Source organism: Paenibacillus tarimensis (assembly GCF_021532315.1).
In the GTDB taxonomy this organism is placed as follows: Bacteria; Bacillota; Bacilli; order Paenibacillales; family Paenibacillaceae; genus Paenibacillus_I; species Paenibacillus_I tarimensis.
Map to the genome: position 1 here is coordinate 123284 of NZ_JAKGAO010000015.1, position 18234 is coordinate 141517.

The following is an 18234-nucleotide window of genomic DNA, read 5'->3' on the forward strand; positions in this document are numbered from 1 at the left end:
CCGGGGGATATATGAAGGAAGGGGTTACTTTCCCTAAACTATGGGCATTCTAAGGGTAAAATCACCCAAAGGGGGGCTGGCCGATGAAAATTCATACGGACGAGTACACGATTGCGCCGCTAAATGGCCACGAGCAGGCCGTCGATCTCATTCAACAGGCGGAAGACGCCATCGCCGAGCTGACCGGACAGCGTGTAACACTGATTGCGTATGAGCGAAACGAGGATGCAGAAGCAAACAAGCAAGGCTGACAGAGCTGTCGATAAAGACGGCCGAATGATTAAAAGTTAAAAGAAGAAAGGATAGGAGAGCAGGGAGTATATCTGCTTTACCTATCCTTTGTTTTCCTATTTTGTACAATTGTATATCAACTGTTCTGTTGTAAGAATTGTGGCGAATTCATCGTGCAAGGTAGCTAACGATATATTATGTACTGTTTCTGCCTCATAATAGATGCCATTTTGGTCCTCCATACCAAAAGCTGCTGTTGCATCTGAGATAAGGTAAGTAGTGAACCCTAAATTCCCACTCATTCTTGTAGTTGTAGATACGCAATGAGGGGTGGTCAAACCTGTTATTACAACCGTTGTTATATCGTTTTCTCGCAGATACTCTTCCAAATTTGTACCAATAAAGCTGCTATTTACTTTCTTTGTGATAATGACTTCTTCATCAAGAGGCTTCACTATTTCTTTTATGGCGAACCCCTTATTAGCTGGATGGAATACCGAATCAGGATTATCTGATGTGTGACGTATGTGGATTACCACCCACCCTTTTTCCCTCCACAACTGAAGAATCTTACTAATATTGTCTTCTGCATTCCGGTTATTTCGGGTTCCCCATTTGTTATCATCAAAGGCTACTTGTACATCAATAATAATTAAAGCTCCTCTAGTATTCATTCTAAGATCCCCCCAATGGAATTTCCACTTCTATACCCATCATAAATTTGAATATGCTTTTGTACAACTTCTATTGAGTATGGACACCTATATGATTCACGTTCCAGAAAAGAGAAACATTTACAGTAACACTGCGTCTATATTAAATGTAAGGAAATCCAAGTACCCCTAAGGAGGTAGACCCATTTGAAATGGAAATCATTTATTCTCACTTGCTCTGTCATGCTTTTTATAGTGTCATCCGCACAAGCAGCCACACCTGTATCGGTACTTATTAATGAGCGGCCCGTAGAAACAGACGTTGCCCCTTTTGTTAAAGATGGGACTACTTTTGTTCCGCTAAGAAGTATTGAACAGATTGAAGGAATTTCCGTAAAAAGCTGGAACAACAAAACAAAAACACTTGTGATTGTTGATCCTACCAAATCAATGACGTTTAGCGTAAATCAAAAACAATCGGAGTCAATGCTAATTAAAAATGGTCGTGTAATGGTTCCAATTCGATTTATTGCTGAAAACTTTAATAGTGATGTAGCCTGGGACGCTCATACAAGAACTGTCCAAGTAGCAAAAATAAGTGAACAGACGAAAGCTAATTTGAATTCAGATGATTTAACAAAATCGCGTCTTGCTGCAATTACTATTCCGGCCATTACTACATTAAAAGAACTTACTGGAGGTCAAAGCAGCGGAGGAAGGTTTAAATTACTCTTTCCCGAGGGAGAGTCAAAAGCTTTCTTCTATATTAGTGATGGTATTGCTGGTTATTACGAAGTAAAAGGAAATGCAGCTTGGCATAAGTGGAGTGGAAAAATTGGAGGAAATAATAATAAATTCTGGGTAACAAACAGCGGCATATCAAGTGAAGTGGGACAACGGCCAAAGATCACTGACCGGTTGTTTTTCTATTATGTTTCTACGCATGCAGGGCTATCCCAGTATGGATATATAACCACTAAGGGTAAAGAAACGGTACTTGGAAGTAAAGACATGAATAACTTAGAGGAGTTGTATCCAATTAAAGAGGAAATTAAACGATAGTCTAATGGAAGAGGGTTAGTGAACGTGACCTTTGAGCTTTGGATTTCATTCGTTATCGCTTCCCTGCTTATTATTGCGACACCTGGTCCGGTCGTCACACTGTTAGTCACCACGAGTATCAGCCGGGGCAAAAGCGCTGCATTCTCCATGATTCCCGGTACATTTCTGGGAGACTTAACATCCATGCTGCTGTCGTTAGCAGGTGTGGGCGCGCTGCTGCTTGCCTCTCCTCCCCTCTTTAACCTTCTCAAATGGCTTGGAGCAGCGTATCTTGTTTACCTCGGTATAGGGTGACGATCTTGAATCCAAAGAGCTTCCTGTTCTATGTAGCGTTCATGCCGCAGTTTGTAAGTAAAGATGAAGCATACCTGCCTCAGATCCTGCTGCTCGGAGCGACCTTTCTCGCCTTGGGAATTATGAATGACATTACCTATACGGTCCTCGCCGATAAAGTCGCCCGATTCCTGAACAACCAAGCGCAGAAGTGGGTCCACCGGATCGGGGCGCTGAATTTGATGGTCACCGGCGTTATTATTATTATGCTGAAGAGCTGAAGAATGAGTGTGGAGGGGCAACAAGTTCGAAACCGGTTATTCCTCTTTCGAGACGGGGTCGGGATACAACACTTCGGGATCATCTCTTTACAAGGGGTTGACTAAATGAAGAAAATGATACAGTGGCTGTACAGCGAGTACTTGCTTATACCGAGGGCGCTTCGCTTACTTATTCTATGGGGATGGATCGGCCTGTTTATATTCTGCATCTACAGATTTGGCTGGGGTATCCCTTTTATAATGATGGCTAATTATTTTATTTAGAAAAAGGGGACGCTCCGATTATCATCCGCATTCGGGTGATAACATGGAACGTCCCCTTCCCTGCACCAGTCACTAGCCCGTGCAGTACATCATCGAGAGTTCTTACTGGCCGTCTTCTTCCGTATATAGTGATGCCTCGGCAAGCTGCGCCAGTTCCTGTGCTTTACTGCTTATCTCCTGGATTGTGGCGGAGAATTCATGAATGGATCCGGACTGGGTATCAGCCAGAGTATGAATGTCAGTAAAAGCATGATTTAAACGCTGCAGCAGTTCCTGAATATTCTTGGTGATCCCATTAATCTGATCCACATTCTCCTTCGAGCTGGTTGCCAGTTTGCGAATTTCATCCGCAACCACGGAGAACCCTCTCCCCACTTCACCCGCTCTTGCTGCTTCTATAGCCGCATTCAGTCCAAGCAGATTACTTTGATCGGAAATTTCTTTAACCACGCTGGAAATTTTGCCGATCTGCTGTGCGCTGACACTGACATTTTTCACTTGGCTTGTTACTTCGGTAACGCGACCCGTCAGCTCCGACACCGATTGATTAATGTCTTCAATAGAGGCTGCGGTTTGCTCGACAATCGCGGAGAAGCTCTCGGCCATCTCAAACAGCTTATTCGCCTTCTCCAGACTGGTACCCATACCTACGCCGCCGATGACTCTGCCCTCTTCATCGTGGAGCGGGATTGCGCGGGCAGCAAGCGGGAAGCCAAACAGCTCTTTCGGCACAACTGCCGATATAGCCGTATTGTTACGAATCGCATTCGTAACAATGTCCCCTTCCATCAGCGGGTCACCCGGGGAAACATTCAACGAGAAGGTTTTGCCTGGAATATTGATAATCAGCTTCTCCGTATCATAGATGCCGATTGTAATATCGTCTTGAACGAGTCTATTCAGCAGCGGAGCCACCTTAACAAACGCGCTTAACAGCTCATGTTCTTTCTTTACTTCTGTCACATTATCCACGCTCTCTCACCTCAACCCTTAATAAGGGAATCTTCTCTGGCCGTAATTAACCGAAATCCACTTCAATGTCGTAAATTCATCCAGACTCCATTCACCGTTCAAACGGCCTAGACCGGACTGCTTCTCGCCGCCAAATGCCACAATCGGCTCATCATTAATCGTAACATCGTTCACATGGATCATACCCGTTTGCACCTTTTTGGCCATCTCTACCCCACGCTCGAGATTAGCAGTATGAATAGCACCGCTTAATCCAAAACGGGTATCGTTAGCAATCTCGATTGCTTCCTCTTCGGTCTCGAATGGAATGATACATACCACCGGGCCAAACAGCTCCTCTTGGGCTACAATCATATCCGGCTTAACGTTCACTAGAACAGTAGGCTCTACCATTCTTCCCGTAATCTTGCCCTGCACGAGAGGTACCGCGCCCTGCTCTATCCCCTGCGCAATCAGCGTTTGCAGCGTTTCTGCCTGACGGTTGTTAATAACCGGACCGATGATGGTCTGCGGATCACTTGGATCACCTGTCGTAAGAGAAGCAACCTTCTCGGCATACTTCTTAATGAATTCCTGATATACCGGCTTCTGGACAAGAATCCGGTTCGCGGACATACAAATTTGACCTTGATGCGTGAATCTGCTGAAGGTTGCCGCTTGGACCGCATAGTCGATATCCGCATCCTCCAGGATGATGAACGCGCTGTTCCCGCCCAGCTCCAGCAGCGGCTTCTTGAAGTTCCTGACCGCTACTTGTCCAATGTAGCTTCCGACCTTGGTAGATCCGGTGAATGAGATGATTCTCGGAATCGGGTGCTCGACAAAGGCATCGCCAATCTCCTTAATGTCGGTCACCACAACGTTCAACAGACCCTTCGGCACGCCCGCTTCTTCAAAAATCTTGCCGATCAGAGTTCCGCCTGTGATTGGCGAATCTTCATGTGGCTTCAATACAACGCCATTACCAGCACCGAGCGCTGGAGCTACGGACTTCATGGACAAGAAGAACGGGAAGTTAAACGGACTGATTACCCCTACGACACCTGCTGGAATCCGGTACAGCCGGTTCTCCTTGCCATCCTCTGTGGACGGCAGTATCTTACCTTCCATTCTAAGCGGGAAAGTAGCCGCTTCCTTGATCATATTTTTCACTAGACCGATTTCGAACGCCGCCTTCAGGCGTGTGCCGCCAAGCTCCTGAACGATAATGGAAGCAATCTCTTCCTCGTGCGCTTCAATATATTTAACGGCATTCTCAATAACGTCTCGTTTCGTGTACGGGTTTACCTTATCCCATTCCAGCTTGGCCTTATATGCGGATTGGTACGCATGGTCAATATCCTCAACATTTGCTATCCGGAAGGTGGTAATAACATCATCGTTGTACGGATTAATGTCAGACAGTGTTTTGTCGCTCCGGCCGTCTCTCCATTCACCATCTATAAACTGTTTCCCCAACTGTGTGTAATCCATATTGTGCCTCCAAAGATATAATAATTACCAGCTATTATATGGTTATCGGCATTCTCCGGAAAATATTGAGCCGTCACATCATTTTACTCATATTGTACAAATCACATAACGACTGTTATTCCTTTTGCATCTTTAATAGTAAAAAAAAGACTGCGAAGTCCACTTCGCAGTCTCAATTAACAGAGGCCTGATCGCCTGCTGGCGATCCGATTAATTGTTTCTTTTATTTTCTTTGTACAGGAAGTTCACCGTGCGCTTAACTGCATGCTCCAAAGGCTCTCCGGAGTATACATGCTCGCCGCCCTTGATGACAACAAGCTTCGAGTCCTTGCCGTAAACTTCATCATATCTCTCGGAGTAGCTCATAGGCACTACTACGTCTTGATCGCCATGTACAACCAGTACAGGACCTTCATATTGTGCCGAAATACCGTAGATGTCCAGGCCGATGGCATCCTCGAACCATTGCTTGCCGAAGGTAAATGCTCCGCCAAAGATCGGAATTTCGTTCGGAATGTTGTTCAGGTCTACTGTCGTGCCAAGCAGGTTGCCGCTCTCTGCGTGATCAACCAATACAGCTGCAGCGGACCACAGTGCTACACTGTGAATTTCGCCCGCTCTCTCTCCAGCTGCCAGGCTCGTTGCTGCTCCGCCCATGCTGTAGCCAACCAGATTAATTTTGTCCACATCGGTATATTTCTGTGCTTTTACAAAGTCAATAACAGCACTCAGGTCTTCTTTTTCTGTTTTGATCGTGTTGTTAATCAGTGTTCCGCCGCTTTCTCCGTAGCCGTTAAAGTCAAAACGTACTGTTACAAAACCTTTCTTCTGCAGAGCATCCGTAAGCGCTGTGAACATTCCCTGCTGATTGCGGTCGCCAAGCACACCGTGCGAAAGAATAACGACCGGATATTTGTTCCCCTCTTGATAAGAATTAGGCAGGCGCACCGATCCGCGCAGTGTCACGCCATTAGAGCCCGGGTATTCAAATGCAATATCGCCTTCAACAAGCAGCGAGCTCCCTTTTTTCTCGGCGATCGCATCATAAGAGCTTTCCTGTGCGTACGCCACTGTGGTTGGGAAGCTGCCAGTGGTCTGGCTTGCCAAATTCCCGAATCCTGCGAAGGCCAGTACAGCAGCCATCGATACCAATACTTTCTTAGACATGGTTCTTTCCTCCTAGGTATATATCTCTATGTAATCCTGTCTATTCAGGATTTACCCCCTCTGTCTGAGCGGGTCCCTAGTCATTGTAGCAAATACCACATCCAAAGTAAGGTCTATTCTTAGCCAAAATCAGGTCAATTCTTGACCACTTGACATTTTTCTTACAAACCTCTTGTCAAATTTGGTACTTTAGACTTACGATATTGATCTGGAGTCATCGCGTACATAGCCTTAAATACCCGGTTAAAGGACTTCACATTCGGAAATCCATTGTCGTAGGCAATCTGGGTAACCGGATGGTCAGTCATAACCAGGTCACGATGGCCATTCTCGAGCCGGATCGCATGTATATATTGAAGTATTGTCATCCCGATCTGCTTGCGGAAAAATCGGCACAGGTATTCCGCGGTAAATCCAAATTGACTGGCGAGGAGGGCAATAGGCAGCTGTTGTTTGTAGTTAACCTTGATGAAATCGGTGATCTCTGTTAACAAACTCAAGTGCTTTTGAGATTTAATAGCCCCTGCATGGCTCTTCTCCACTGCAAAATCTCCCAGCAGCATGTATATGAGCTCGTAGGACAACCCTCTCATCCGGATCGGAGCCAGCGGATCGCGGTCACGATCCCGATACACCGCTATGATGGTATCCAGCGTCTCCCGCAGCTTGGCCATCCTGGACAGCTGCTGCGCGTCAGTCTCAATACTGGATATGCATTGGAATCGAATACGATCCATATCGGGGAAGTTATTTTTCAGAAACTCATACGAAATAATGACCGTTAGCGCCGAACCGTCTTCTTCAGGGTCAACCGTAAAGGAGTGCACATCATTAGAATTAATGACAACAATATCACCCTCGCGAGATGTATAACTTGTCCCTTCTATGTAGATTGTTTCGATTGATCCTGTAAGGACGTAAGAAATTTCTACGCTTTCATGCCAATGTCTCGGAATGAACCGCGTTGTGTCATCTACAGGATGCAGAATAATTTTTATTGGCAAATCGTTATCGAATGTTAGGAACTCATACTCCATTAGATCTTTCACGCTTTCCCTTCCTGCAATGTGGAGAGTAAGAAACGCAATACTCTTATTAATGGAATATCGGATGATTCTGCTTTTTTCAGCATACATGAAAAGTTTTTGCATAATTTTCTGTAATAAAATTTAGATCTAAAAAAATGGCGAAATTTGCCGAAATAGATCAACAGGCCCGCAAATACTATACAGAACGGAAGACTCAAGGAGGAAGAGAGAGAAACATGAGCACAAAGAACAAGAAGACAGCAGGAGTCAAGAAAAGGCCGTCTGCCAAAGAGACCCTACTTAAATTCTGGGGAGCAAGCAAGCATTCCCTCCGGCAATTCCGGACACTGCTGATTGCAGCCTTTCTCGTTGTACTTCTGATACCAAGCCTGTCGATCGGTTATTTTTCCTATAACAGCGCCAAGAATGAGGTCAAAGACAAGATAACGAACGGGATTGTATCCAATGTAGCGCTCGTCCGCAGTACACTCAACATGCATATGACTAATGCCATGAACAATCTGGAGGTGCTGGCCACCGACTTGAGCTCCGAGGAAGCAAGCAGCCTTGAGATTCAGCAGCGTCTGGATCAATATGCAGCCTCACATCCCGAGCTGAGTGAAGTCATCCTGACCGCCGGGAACGGAGAATATATTACCTCCCCTCAGGTTGAAGCCGCCGATTTCAATCCGCTGGAGGCCGATTGGTATAAGAAGGCAGTTTCCAGCCCAGGCAAGGTATCCCTTGCGGAAACAAGTGCACCTTCTCTTGCAGGTCCGCTTGTATTCAACATCTCCAGAACACTTGAGGATGGCACCAGTGTCCTGAACTTCAGCTTGAGCATGGAGAAAATGGCGGAGCTGGTGAAGCACGTGAAGATCGGCGATCAAGGCGCCTTATTCGTAACGGACGCGCAGCATAAGGTGGTAACCGGAGCCGGGCCTGTATTCGAAATGGGTATCCTTCCAGCTGGAGCCCCTTATGAAGCCAGCGGCGAACCCGATCCATCCTTCGTCCCACCTGATGAGAAGTACAGCGATATTTCGAGAATATCACTGACTGCAATCGGATTAGTAATGGACGGCTACAACACGGTAGAGCCCACTACAGGCTGGAATATTTTCGCGTCATTATCTGTCGGTGACTACGAAACCGCCTCTAAACCAATTATGCAGACCACGTTATGGGTCATTGCGGCGTCCAGCATTCTGGTTGGCATTCTAATCGCCGTCGTTATTCTTATCTTTACGCGTCCTTTGAAAAAGCTGCAGCAAGGGATGAATGACATTCGCAGCGGCAACCTGTCCCGTAAGGTACACCTGAAGGGCAAGAACGAATTCGCCATGCTTGCAGACGGCTTCAACGATATGACCGAATCACTGCGGACAATGGTTTCGGAGCTGAACGAAGCCTCTTCCAAGCTGGCCATCTCATCCGACACGATTAAAGAAAGCACCGAACAGACAGCCGAGACCCTGCAGCATGTTTCCGAAATCGTTCAAGAAACAGCGGAAACCGCGAATGCAGGAGCAGAGGCTTCCAATCAGGCATCCGATGTCGTCGAGGAAATGGCCAAAGGCGTTATGTCGATTGCTGAATCGGCTAATACCATTGTGAACTCTGCCGAACAGACCGAACAGCATGTCGAGAAGGGCAGCCAGACGATCCAGAACGTCAGCAGCCAGATGAACCGGATTCTCGAGGCCGTATCCGAATCGACTGAGATTGTTGAGCAGCTGGCTCAGCTGTCCGGTGAGGCAAGAAAGATGAATGATGCCATCGCGGACATTGCCAATCAGACGAATCTGCTGGCACTGAATGCGGCAATCGAAGCTTCACGTGCCGGTGAGCAAGGCCGCGGCTTCGCTGTCGTAGCCGGAGAGGTACGCAAGCTGTCCGAGCAATCCAAGCAGACAGCTGATAGCATCGGAGCAACCATTGAGAAGATGAACGCCCTGATTGTACGCTCCAATGAGATGATGAACGGTAATGTTAAGAGCCAGGTGAACGAAGGACTGCGCATTAGCGGTGAAGCGGCATCTGTCTTCTCCAGCATTAAGCAGTCCGCTAATTCCATTAACGAGCAGATCCAGGATATCTCCGCTGTAGCCGAGCAGATTACGGCAGGAACGGAAGAGGCTTCCGCATCCGTGCAGGAGCTGTCCCGTATCTCCGACCAATCCGCCAGCGGCGCGCATTCAACCTCAGCTTCGGTTGAGGAGCAGCTTGCTTCTATCCAGGAAATCGCCCATGCTTCAAGCGAACTGTCGTTAATGGCCGGGAAGCTGCAGGAGCTGGTGAAACGCTTTAAGATTAATGAGTAATTATATTAGGATAATTGAAAAAAACCAACAGCCCTGTTCATCCGATGAACGGGGCTGTTGTGCGTATGTGCGGGAGACGGCGAATGAAATCACGGCTCCCGCTTATTTGAAATAAGGAACGAAATTAGAAGTTCGTCGCGATTATTTTTGACGCGTGGTCGCTTGTAATAAAGTCCATGACGGAAATGCCGAAGCGGCCCTTCGTGCTGGCGGAGAAGAATTGGCTTACCTTCGGGTTGATCTCATTGCTGATTGCCCGAATGTTCGGAATGCCGAACAAGCCCGGGCTGTAGCCGCTGGTAAAGTTGATATACAACCGGGACGGATTCGATGTGCTGGCTTCGTTGTACATGCTCTGGATATCGGTCCACTTCTTGTTCCGGTCCGTAACCTTATAATAATCTTGAACCTTCAAAGCGGCGGCATTCTGAATCGTAAAGGTGGTGTTCTCCTGCCAGGAGGTAGCATTGATGCCCTTCGGAAGCTGGGCCGCACCGAACCGGCGCAACAGCACGATCTTCCCTCTAGCTTCACCAAGCGTAGGAATGCGGTCCGTCAGCAGCCATTTGTCCCGGTTCTTATTGACGTACCAGTTAAACGTCTCTTCATAAGAACGCGTGTTGTCTGCAGGCGTGTGTTCTTCCTTCACGCTCATGATGACAGTCTCCGACGGATTGGCGTTCAGGAACGAAATCACCGCATTTAATACATCATCAAAGTTCTGGTTCTGATACACCGCACCATGATGAATAGGGAAAGCGTCCTTGTAATGTCTCGTCCGGATATCAAGATAACGTACACCGATGGACAGCTGCTGCGCAATTGTCAGCTCCTGCGTCTTGGCCGTGCCGGAGATAGGCTCGTATAGCGCACCGGAATCATGTGTTCCGGGGATCGAGAGTGCAGCCAGAGACACGCTGTCTTTAACCGAACCCATCCAATTGGTGCTGCTGTAAGCAAGAGCAGTGCCTGCAAAGGACGATACAACCATTGTAACCGCAGCGACTAGCAAGAAGGCTTTTTTGAACAACTCAAACTCCCACCTTACCCTAGTAAATTTATGTTAATCAAGTGGCGCCAGCTTGATGAACATCGGCATTTGAGGAATGCACAGCGATAAGCGGGTTCAATTATTCCTTTTCATTTCGTTGCTGCTCGTCCATCGCCGTCCTTAATCTACCAATGGTATGTTAGTGAAGCGTCAACGACAGGTTAGGTTTTTATGAATGACGAGACAAAAATAATATCTGCATTGACTTCCATTATAATCCATGTATAATCAAGCATAGAATGAACGTTCATTTTATGCTTGAGGAGGGATCATGTGTATAGGACGTCAAAGGAAACACAGGAACGGAAAGACCTGAAGCGGCAGATGATTCTGAATACGGCTGCAAGGGTTTTTGCTGAGCGTGGCTATCATAATACTTCAGTCAAGGATATTGTCGGAGAAGCTGGTGTCTCGGTGGGAAGCTTTTATTTTTATTTTAAGGGTAAAGAAGAATTGTTCGTCGAGCTTTATAAGTCCATCGTGCTGTCCTTCCAGCAGACCGCGGAGAGGGTGCTGGATGTCCAGAACTTTACCCTCCCGAAGAACATGACACGGGTAATCACCGCAAACTTGTGGATGTATCAGTGCAATCGGGATATCGCCAGAATTATGTTAGTTGAAGCTGTTGGTTTAAACCCCGAATTTGAAAGGGAGAGAATCGAGAGCATCAGGAAATCATGCCGGGATATGGAGCAGTGGTTTAAACGATTCAAGATTCACAACCATGTCCGGATTCCGGATGAACGGGTTGCGGCCTTAGCCTTCGAAAGCTCCTTCTACTACCTAGTCACAGATTGGCTCCAAAGCGATGGGCATCGCAAACTCACGGATTCGGCTTATGCGTTCACAGTTTATAATCTGCAGGCGCTTGGAATCCAATTTGATAACGCAGAGATAAAGCTCTACGTGGAAGAGGCGCTAAGAGTGTTGGAGGAACGCGCGTGAAACCGAAACACAGTTTTGGAAAAGACTTTACGTCGGGAAGTATTCCGAGGCATATGGTTAAGTTTGCACTACCTGTCCTTATAGGTAATTTACTTGCAACAGGCTACAGTGTCATTAATATCATCTGGATCGGCAAATTGCTTGGCAAAGAGGAAGTAGCGGCTGCAGCTGTCAGCCTCCCCATCTATCTGGCGATGGTTGCTCTTGGCTCCGGTGCGACATTGGCGACATCCTTATTGGTTTCCAGGGCATATGGAGCAGGGGATCTTAAGAGAATTCAGCAAGTGGTGAACAACTCATGGTCGGTTGCCTTCATACTTACCGTGCTTGTAACGGCTGGCGGCTTGCTGCTGTCGGATACGTTATTAAGACTCCTCGGTACACCTATTGAGATTATGGAAATCGCATCGGGATATCTGAAGCTCACGATTTTGAGCTTTGTTCTCATGTATGCCTCGTACTTAATCGCATCGGTGCTTAGGGGAATCGGCGATACGACGATTCCGTTAGTCTTTATTATTCTCTCAACACTTATCAATGCGGTTTTGGACCCGTTGTTGATTAGCGGATATGGGCCAATACCTTCATTCGGATTGAACGGAGCGGCGTATGCATCTATCTTTTCAATGGGTACTTCTGTCATTCTCGGCTTCCTTTATGTAAAATATAAGTACAGAGAATGGCCGATTAATCCAACAGGGCTGCTGTTCGAGAGGGCAGTATTCGGGGAAATCATACGGATCGGACTTCCATCTTTTGTTCAGCAGATGCTGGTCTCATTGGGCTATGCGTTCATTACTATTTTCGTAAACGGGTTCGGCGCCGCGGCGACCGCGGCGTTCGGAATAGCCGGCAGGATTGATTCCATCGTAGCAATGCCGGCAATCGCCGTCATGATGGCTGCCTCCACGCTGACAGCGCAAAATCTGGGAGCAGGGAAAGTGGAGCGCTTGAAGTACATTCTGGGCTCTGGGATTATTATTAATATTCCAATTATCGCTGCAATCTCTATACTATGCGTCACATTACCCGAAGCAATCATGCAAGTGTTTGTTCATGATGAGGATGTTATTAGCAGAGGAGTAGAATATTTAAGACTGGTAGGATTCGGATATTTATTCTTTATCGTGTTCTACGTTTCGAACGGCATAATTAACGGGGCAGGAAAGACGATCTCCACTATGGTCATATCGTTTGTTTCTTTATGCATCATTAGAATTCCCCTTGCACATTGGCTTTCCCTTACGGACCTGGGTATTCAAGGAATTTGGCTGGCTATCGTTATCAGTTATGCGGCAACAACGGCAGCAAGCCTGCTCTACTATTTCTCGGGAAGATGGCTGAAAGGCGCAGCAACGCATTATGAAAGGAGCGAGAAAAGTGTCTAGTTATCACCAACTGCCGTTAGAGTTTACAGCAGACGGTCATAATCAGGTAATCACACCTGTAATTTTAAGCGATGGCGACGAACGGATTCTCATTGATTGCGGGTATCCTGGTTTTGTTCCTCAACTCCGGCAAGCACTTCAGCAAGAAAGCTTAGAGCTAGAAGATATAACGAAAATCATCGCCACGCATCACGATCTTGATCATATCGGCTCCCTTGCCGAATTACAGCGAATGCTCCCAAATGTGAAGATTATCGCACATGAGCTTGAAAAACCGTATCTGGAAGGGATTCAGAAGTCGCAAAGATTGGAACAAGCTGAATTATCCCTGCACTCATTACCCCCGGAAGCCATCCCATCCGCAGAACAATTCATCGCGATGCTAAAATCCATTGAGACGGTCGAAGTCGGTCAAACGGTTGGTCACGGCGACCTCCTGCCATGGTGCGGCGGAATTGAAGTTGTTCATACGCCGGGGCATATGGCAGGACATATCTCGCTTTATCTGCCTTTACATAAGACGATGATTGCTGGTGACGCCGTCGTGATTGAAGAAGGGGAGCTTAACATCGCCAATCCGCAGTATACCTTAGACTTGGCAGAGGCTGTTGCATCAGTTCGCCGCTTGCTGACCTATGATATAAAGACGCTGATCTGCTATCATGGCGGATGCTTCCAAGGCAATGTGCACGATGCTCTGCATAATTTAGTGAACCGCTATTCATAAGTAATATGAGTACTCAAGGTTATTCGGCATGCATGTCAATATCGGCCCGAATACTCTAACAGGCTGCCAGTTATAGGGCAGCCTGTTGAGCTCCGGACATCAAATCAAGCTAAGAAAGATGAGGCCCCCTCATCTACTAGCTGGTGTTTAACCATCGGTTCAAGTCTCTGTATGTCCTTTAGGACGCCATAACATGAGGTTAACGTGTTCTATATATGTAAACCCAACCATTTCATCAAGTACGGCCGATCATTGTTAGCTGGTACTTCAAACCACTCCGAACATAAATAATAATACTCACCGTTAATATGAACTGGAGACGAGTAATATCTTACCGGACTTTTCCCTGGTGCCGATGATACCTTAAGAAGTAGAGGGTACTGAAGACCGAATGTTCTCTTGGAGTAATCCTTATCTTGCATTTGTTTAATCTCGTCCTCCGACACCTTCCCCTCTTCAAGGATTCGCCTAAGCACCGTTCTTACAATTCAGTATGTATAGCGGGGTTTATTTTAGGCGATGCAAAAATAATCGTGCCTGCTGCATTCCCAACATAGTCATGTAGGCACATGGCCGTCCTCAATATTTTTTTAATAATCCTCGCAACAGTCTCTTCTTTTGATCCGTAGTTTAGCCCGCCTTCATGAAATGCTACATCAATTCCATATATCTGGGGAGTTTGTTCATCATAATTCACTCCTATTACATCAACCTCCGCTTGACCGATAAGCTGATTAATGGACTTATTTCCCTTATAAAGATCATATCCATACTTACCGGCAAAGAAATCAGCAGAATTGGCCATAAGCCGTTCAAGTGTCTGCCTATTCTTTATTTCCCACTTTACTGATGGCTTCCAATTCATCTGAACTAATTGACATTCTTTAATATGCTTTAACCAAGATAATAATAGAGATTCCCCGATTTCAATTTTCATTTATCTGTCTCCAATCTCGTAGTTATTGGATAAAGAGGCTGCCTGTATAACTGCCTGCTATAGACTCAAGCCGAATAAGAGTAAGGTACAATACTGCCCTGCTATATTTTAACTGATTTTATTCTTGTAATTCTGCCAAAAGACCGATGTTCCTGTCACCTGTTCCAATTAGCAAATTAGCAAAACCGAATGCCGGTTCGTCTATGATTAAATTGACGATTAACATCGAAATCCCTGATATCTTTTTGCACTAATAAGAGAGAAAATGTCGAATAATAATAACAATATATTTATATATTGACAATTAATAGTTATCTATTATGCTTGAGTTGAAAGGGGTGGTGATCCATATAGTAGATACTTTTAACTATTTAATCTCTATTATTTGGAAAGAGAGGTGTATAAAGAATTAGTTAAAGTTTATAAACAGCAGCACTTTAACTACTGAAGCATTCTCCCCGCGTTTTATTATTCAAATCCGTCAGTCTTCATCTATCAAACCTAAATGTTTAAGAGGAGGACCCACCCATATGCATGCCATTCCGATGAAATTCAGAAGATATTTGTCAGCTTTCCTCGTTCTCGCTATCCTTTCCACACTACTTGTCGGTATGGGAAGCACCACTACGGTGTCTGCGGCCGCTCCCTCTACCGGAAAAATCACACTAACCGCTGATAATGAATTTACCCTCTATCACAACGGTAATCTGATTGGGGAGGGAACAAGCTGGTACAGTGCCTATACCTTTGATCTACCCATTACAGAAGGCAAGAATGTTATCGCTGTCAAAGCGAAAGACCTCGGGTCCTATGCGGGTCTCATAGCGGATATTTCTTACCTCGGAGATAACATTGTAACGGATTTCAACTGGAAAGCGAGCGGTACATATACGGCTGGATGGGAGAAGTCCGACTTTAATGACGCTTCCTGGAGCAGAGCCGTTGAGTACGGGAAGTACGGCGCCTCCCCTTGGACTAATCAGGTAAGCGGTATGCCAGCAGATACGAGCGCACGCTGGATCTGGGCCGGCAGCACTAACCAGAACACTCCGCATCCCGAAGCCTACTTTCGCCTTGTATTCAATGCGACAACAGAGGGTGTCGGCGTAGCTAATCCGGCTGAATCGGTGGGTCAGTTCGCTAACGTAGAATATCAATTAAAGAGCAACATCCCCATGCCTGCGAGCATCAAAAACAAACTCTCCATCGCCCCAAATACAATTGAAAATGAAGCTGAGAGCGGTACATTCCAGCTGACTGCCAGCGAGTACCAGCAGCTTCAAGCCAATTTGAAAGTCGGAACCATCTACCTCGACTCCGCCACAACCAAAGCTATCAAAATTACGAACGTCACGACAGGATCAACGGTCACTACGGTCTCTTGGACGGCTCCTGAAGTAAATGAGTTGTTCGAATATTACGATATTCCTGAACAAGCTGTAACTTTTGATGAGCAGAATCTAATTATCCCTACCAATTCAGCTGCTGCGCGGGCAAGTGTGATGGAAGCTCTTGAACTGCCGGAAGCAGAGATGGAGCCTTCCCCGGCTGCAGAACTGCCAGCTGAAACAGACATCAGAAACACCGACGCTCCTGTTCAAGTGGAGTCTGCTGAACCTAACGCAGCTGCCACAGAAGCTGCTGAAGCAGTGGAAGCAGCAGAAGCCACTACAGCCGATGAAGTTGTAATTGACCAGCAGCCAGCAGCAGACGAGACTTCTGCACCGGAAGCGGAGCAGCCGCAAGACACAATTGAGCCTGCAGTCAATGAAGAAGCCGAGATGATGGAGGCAAGTGCCATCGCTGCGGCAGCCGATGATTTCACCAGATGTGCGAAGACCGGAAGAGACTTCAAGTGTGAATTCAAGAAAGTTCTGATTAACGAGCAAGGCACCAACGGCAAAATCTACGTCGAAACCGGTGGCCATATTACTCTTCTCACGCCAAAAATTTCGGGCACATACAACATCAAAAAATACGACCTGAAATTCACAGCCGGGGAAAAGGCAAATGTCTATATTAAAGGCGAAGCGAAGTTTAAGAAAGACATAAAGGTACCGATCTTCGGCTTTGAAGTAGATGCCGGCGGTCTTGGCAAAGCCAGTGTTGGCGTTTACCTGGTTATCGGTGTCGACGGCAGTGTTACCTTTGAATTCCGGGTTGATCAAGGATTCACGGTTGAAGCCGGGGTACGCGGTAAGAACTTCCTCTTCGTTCCAACATCCATTACGCCTTACAGCCATGTAGACCGTTACCTAACAACAACCTATAGCATCGAAGGCGAAATTAAAGCGTATGCCGGTGCCCAAGCAGAAGCGCTGCTTTATATTGCCAAGAAAAAAGTGCTGGAAGTAAAGGTGTTTGCCGGTATTGAAGGTGAGGGAAAATGGACCGCCGGCACGAATGTCCCTACGCAGATCAAGCTTAGTATCGATGCTGTCGTAAGGGGCGACGCCGCGGCACTTGGTAAGAGCGTACAGCTTTTCCGAATCGCGTGGCCGCTGGTGCGTGTCGAGAAGGGTCCTACTGATCCCGGTCAAAACCCGAATCCCGGTCAGCCAAGCGTCAATCTGGCGATTGGAGCAGCTGTAAGCGCGGATACCACATTCCCCGGCTATGCGGCTGCGAAAATTAATGACGGAGACCGCAATACCACCGTTGGCGGTAACTACAGCTGGGCGAACAACAATGGTGCGCCGCTTCCTCAGCATGTTTACATGAATTTTGGCTCAAACCGGACATTTAACAAGATCGACCTGTATACATCGCAAGGTTATGTTATGGCCGATTACGACCTGCAATACTGGAATGGCTCCAGCTGGGTGACACTCGTATCAGTAACCGGCAATACGTCCACTCACCGCTCGCACACCTTCGGTGAGGTAACCAGTTCGCAAATCCGTGTTGTTTGCCGTAAAGGACCGGCAAATCAAACGAACTACGTTCGCATCAATGAGCTGGAAGTGTATCTGGACCAAACATCCACCAATAAAGCAATTGGTGCTGCTGTAAGCGCAGATTCAACATTCCCGGGCTATTCTGTTAATCGGATCAACGATGGAAACCGCAGCACGACACTGGGCGGGGACTACAGCTGGGCTAATAATAATGGTGCATCACTCCCACAGCATGTTTACATGAACTTCGGCTCCAATAAGACATTCAGCAAGATTGACCTCTATACTTCCCAAGGTTATGTCTTGGCTGACTATGATCTGCAGTACTGGAACGGTTCAAGCTGGGTGACACTGGTATCCATTACAGGCAATACATCGACTTACCGCTCCCACTCGTTTAATTCCATTACCGCTTCGCAAGTACGGGTCGTGTGCCGTAAAGGCCCGGCTCATCAAACAAACTACGTTCGCATTAATGAGCTGGAAGTCTACTAAGCCCCAGATGAAAGAGCCTCCCACGCCAAGTTGGCGGGGAGGCTTTCTATTTTCCAGCTGCTCTAG

At 46.8% G+C, this 18234-nt stretch carries 16 protein-coding genes; 9 read left to right on the forward strand and 7 right to left on the reverse strand.

Translation table 11 applies throughout. The features are described 5' to 3' along the window. Nucleotides 1-83 precede the first annotated feature (83 nt). The gene (locus tag L1N82_RS17445) at nucleotides 84-251 is read left to right on the forward strand and encodes a hypothetical protein (protein WP_235288738.1); all 168 of its coding nucleotides are present in this window, start codon (nucleotides 84-86) and stop codon (nucleotides 249-251) included. A gap of 96 nt (nucleotides 252-347) precedes the next feature. Here L1N82_RS17445 and L1N82_RS17450 read toward each other — a convergent pair whose 3' ends face one another. Continuing rightward, nucleotides 348-905 (reverse strand): cysteine hydrolase family protein, encoded by a 558-nt coding sequence (locus L1N82_RS17450; RefSeq protein WP_235288739.1) that lies wholly within the window; start codon nucleotides 903-905, stop codon nucleotides 348-350. Nucleotides 906-1091: 186 nt separating this feature from the next. Between L1N82_RS17450 and L1N82_RS17455 the strand changes: the two genes are divergently transcribed. From L1N82_RS17455 to L1N82_RS23305, 3 genes are read left to right on the forward strand one after another with little or no spacing between them, the layout of a single operon-like run. Then, a complete protein-coding gene (locus tag L1N82_RS17455; RefSeq protein ID WP_235288740.1) occupies nucleotides 1092-1946 on the forward strand; it encodes a copper amine oxidase N-terminal domain-containing protein in 855 nt (284 codons plus the stop codon). Between the two features lie 24 nt (nucleotides 1947-1970). After that, complete coding sequence (locus tag L1N82_RS23300) at nucleotides 1971-2240, forward strand: LysE family translocator (protein WP_328284496.1); 270 nt, start codon at nucleotides 1971-1973, stop codon at nucleotides 2238-2240. A gap of 5 nt (nucleotides 2241-2245) precedes the next feature. Beyond that, nucleotides 2246-2500: a LysE family translocator gene (locus L1N82_RS23305; RefSeq protein WP_268822030.1), complete on the forward strand. Its 255-nt coding sequence runs from the start codon at nucleotides 2246-2248 to the stop codon at nucleotides 2498-2500. A gap of 366 nt (nucleotides 2501-2866) precedes the next feature. Here the strand turns inward: L1N82_RS23305 and L1N82_RS23505 are convergent, their stop codons facing one another. The 4 genes from L1N82_RS23505 to L1N82_RS17480 all read right to left on the reverse strand — a co-directional run bounded on the left by L1N82_RS23505 (nucleotide 2867) and on the right by L1N82_RS17480 (nucleotide 7425). Then, nucleotides 2867-3736: a methyl-accepting chemotaxis protein gene (locus L1N82_RS23505; RefSeq protein ID WP_235288741.1), complete on the reverse strand. Its 870-nt coding sequence runs from the start codon at nucleotides 3734-3736 to the stop codon at nucleotides 2867-2869. 18 nt (nucleotides 3737-3754) lie between these two features. Further along, nucleotides 3755-5209 (reverse strand): aldehyde dehydrogenase family protein, encoded by a 1455-nt coding sequence (locus tag L1N82_RS17470; RefSeq protein WP_235288742.1) that lies wholly within the window; start codon nucleotides 5207-5209, stop codon nucleotides 3755-3757. 210 nt (nucleotides 5210-5419) lie between these two features. Further along, nucleotides 5420-6376, reverse strand: coding sequence for an alpha/beta hydrolase family protein (locus tag L1N82_RS17475; RefSeq protein WP_235288743.1), 957 nt, complete (start codon nucleotides 6374-6376; stop codon nucleotides 5420-5422). A gap of 161 nt (nucleotides 6377-6537) precedes the next feature. Further along, complete coding sequence (locus tag L1N82_RS17480) at nucleotides 6538-7425, reverse strand: AraC family transcriptional regulator (RefSeq protein WP_235288744.1); 888 nt, start codon at nucleotides 7423-7425, stop codon at nucleotides 6538-6540. 215 nt (nucleotides 7426-7640) lie between these two features. Between L1N82_RS17480 and L1N82_RS17485 the strand changes: the two genes are divergently transcribed. After that, complete coding sequence (locus L1N82_RS17485) at nucleotides 7641-9728, forward strand: methyl-accepting chemotaxis protein (RefSeq protein WP_235288745.1); 2088 nt, start codon at nucleotides 7641-7643, stop codon at nucleotides 9726-9728. A gap of 124 nt (nucleotides 9729-9852) precedes the next feature. Here the strand turns inward: L1N82_RS17485 and L1N82_RS17490 are convergent, their stop codons facing one another. Further along, nucleotides 9853-10758, reverse strand: a complete 906-nt coding sequence (locus L1N82_RS17490) for a phosphatidylinositol-specific phospholipase C (RefSeq protein ID WP_235288746.1) — start codon at nucleotides 10756-10758, stop codon at nucleotides 9853-9855. 294 nt (nucleotides 10759-11052) lie between these two features. Here L1N82_RS17490 and L1N82_RS17495 point away from each other — a divergent pair, with 294 nt between their 5' ends. Genes L1N82_RS17495 through L1N82_RS17505 form a run of 3 tightly spaced genes read left to right on the forward strand, consistent with a single transcriptional unit; the run spans nucleotide 11053 to nucleotide 13839 of the window. Continuing rightward, nucleotides 11053-11724, forward strand: a complete 672-nt coding sequence (locus L1N82_RS17495) for a TetR/AcrR family transcriptional regulator (RefSeq protein ID WP_235288747.1) — start codon at nucleotides 11053-11055, stop codon at nucleotides 11722-11724. After that, the gene (locus L1N82_RS17500) at nucleotides 11721-13112 is read left to right on the forward strand and encodes an MATE family efflux transporter (RefSeq protein ID WP_235288748.1); all 1392 of its coding nucleotides are present in this window, start codon (nucleotides 11721-11723) and stop codon (nucleotides 13110-13112) included. The genes L1N82_RS17495 and L1N82_RS17500 overlap by 4 nt, the downstream gene beginning before the upstream one ends. Next, nucleotides 13105-13839: an MBL fold metallo-hydrolase gene (locus tag L1N82_RS17505; protein WP_407946774.1), complete on the forward strand. Its 735-nt coding sequence runs from the start codon at nucleotides 13105-13107 to the stop codon at nucleotides 13837-13839. Before L1N82_RS17500 ends, L1N82_RS17505 begins: the two co-directional genes overlap by 8 nt. A 481-nt stretch (nucleotides 13840-14320) precedes the next feature. On the opposite strand, the gene L1N82_RS17510 is transcribed toward L1N82_RS17505, so the two are convergent. Beyond that, nucleotides 14321-14776 (reverse strand): hypothetical protein, encoded by a 456-nt coding sequence (locus tag L1N82_RS17510; protein ID WP_235288750.1) that lies wholly within the window; start codon nucleotides 14774-14776, stop codon nucleotides 14321-14323. A 530-nt stretch (nucleotides 14777-15306) separates the two neighbouring features. Between L1N82_RS17510 and L1N82_RS17515 the strand changes: the two genes are divergently transcribed. Then, a complete protein-coding gene (locus L1N82_RS17515; protein WP_235288751.1) occupies nucleotides 15307-18168 on the forward strand; it encodes a discoidin domain-containing protein in 2862 nt (953 codons plus the stop codon). Nucleotides 18169-18234 lie beyond the last annotated feature (66 nt).

What these genes read in the sequence shown, in the direction of transcription:
- L1N82_RS17485 (WP_235288745.1), top strand. Translation starts at nt 7,641, where the DNA reads ATGAGCACAAAGAACAAGAAGACAGCAGGAGTCAAGAAAAGGCCGTCT.
- L1N82_RS17510 (WP_235288750.1), bottom strand. Translation starts at nt 14,776, where the DNA reads ATGAAAATTGAAATCGGGGAATCTCTATTATTATCTTGGTTAAAGCAT.
- L1N82_RS17475 (WP_235288743.1), bottom strand. Translation starts at nt 6,376, where the DNA reads ATGTCTAAGAAAGTATTGGTATCGATGGCTGCTGTACTGGCCTTCGCA.
- L1N82_RS17470 (WP_235288742.1), bottom strand. Translation starts at nt 5,209, where the DNA reads ATGGATTACACACAGTTGGGGAAACAGTTTATAGATGGTGAATGGAGA.
- L1N82_RS17445 (WP_235288738.1), top strand. Translation starts at nt 84, where the DNA reads ATGAAAATTCATACGGACGAGTACACGATTGCGCCGCTAAATGGCCAC.
- L1N82_RS17450 (WP_235288739.1), bottom strand. Translation starts at nt 905, where the DNA reads ATGAATACTAGAGGAGCTTTAATTATTATTGATGTACAAGTAGCCTTT.
- L1N82_RS17515 (WP_235288751.1), top strand. Translation starts at nt 15,307, where the DNA reads ATGCATGCCATTCCGATGAAATTCAGAAGATATTTGTCAGCTTTCCTC.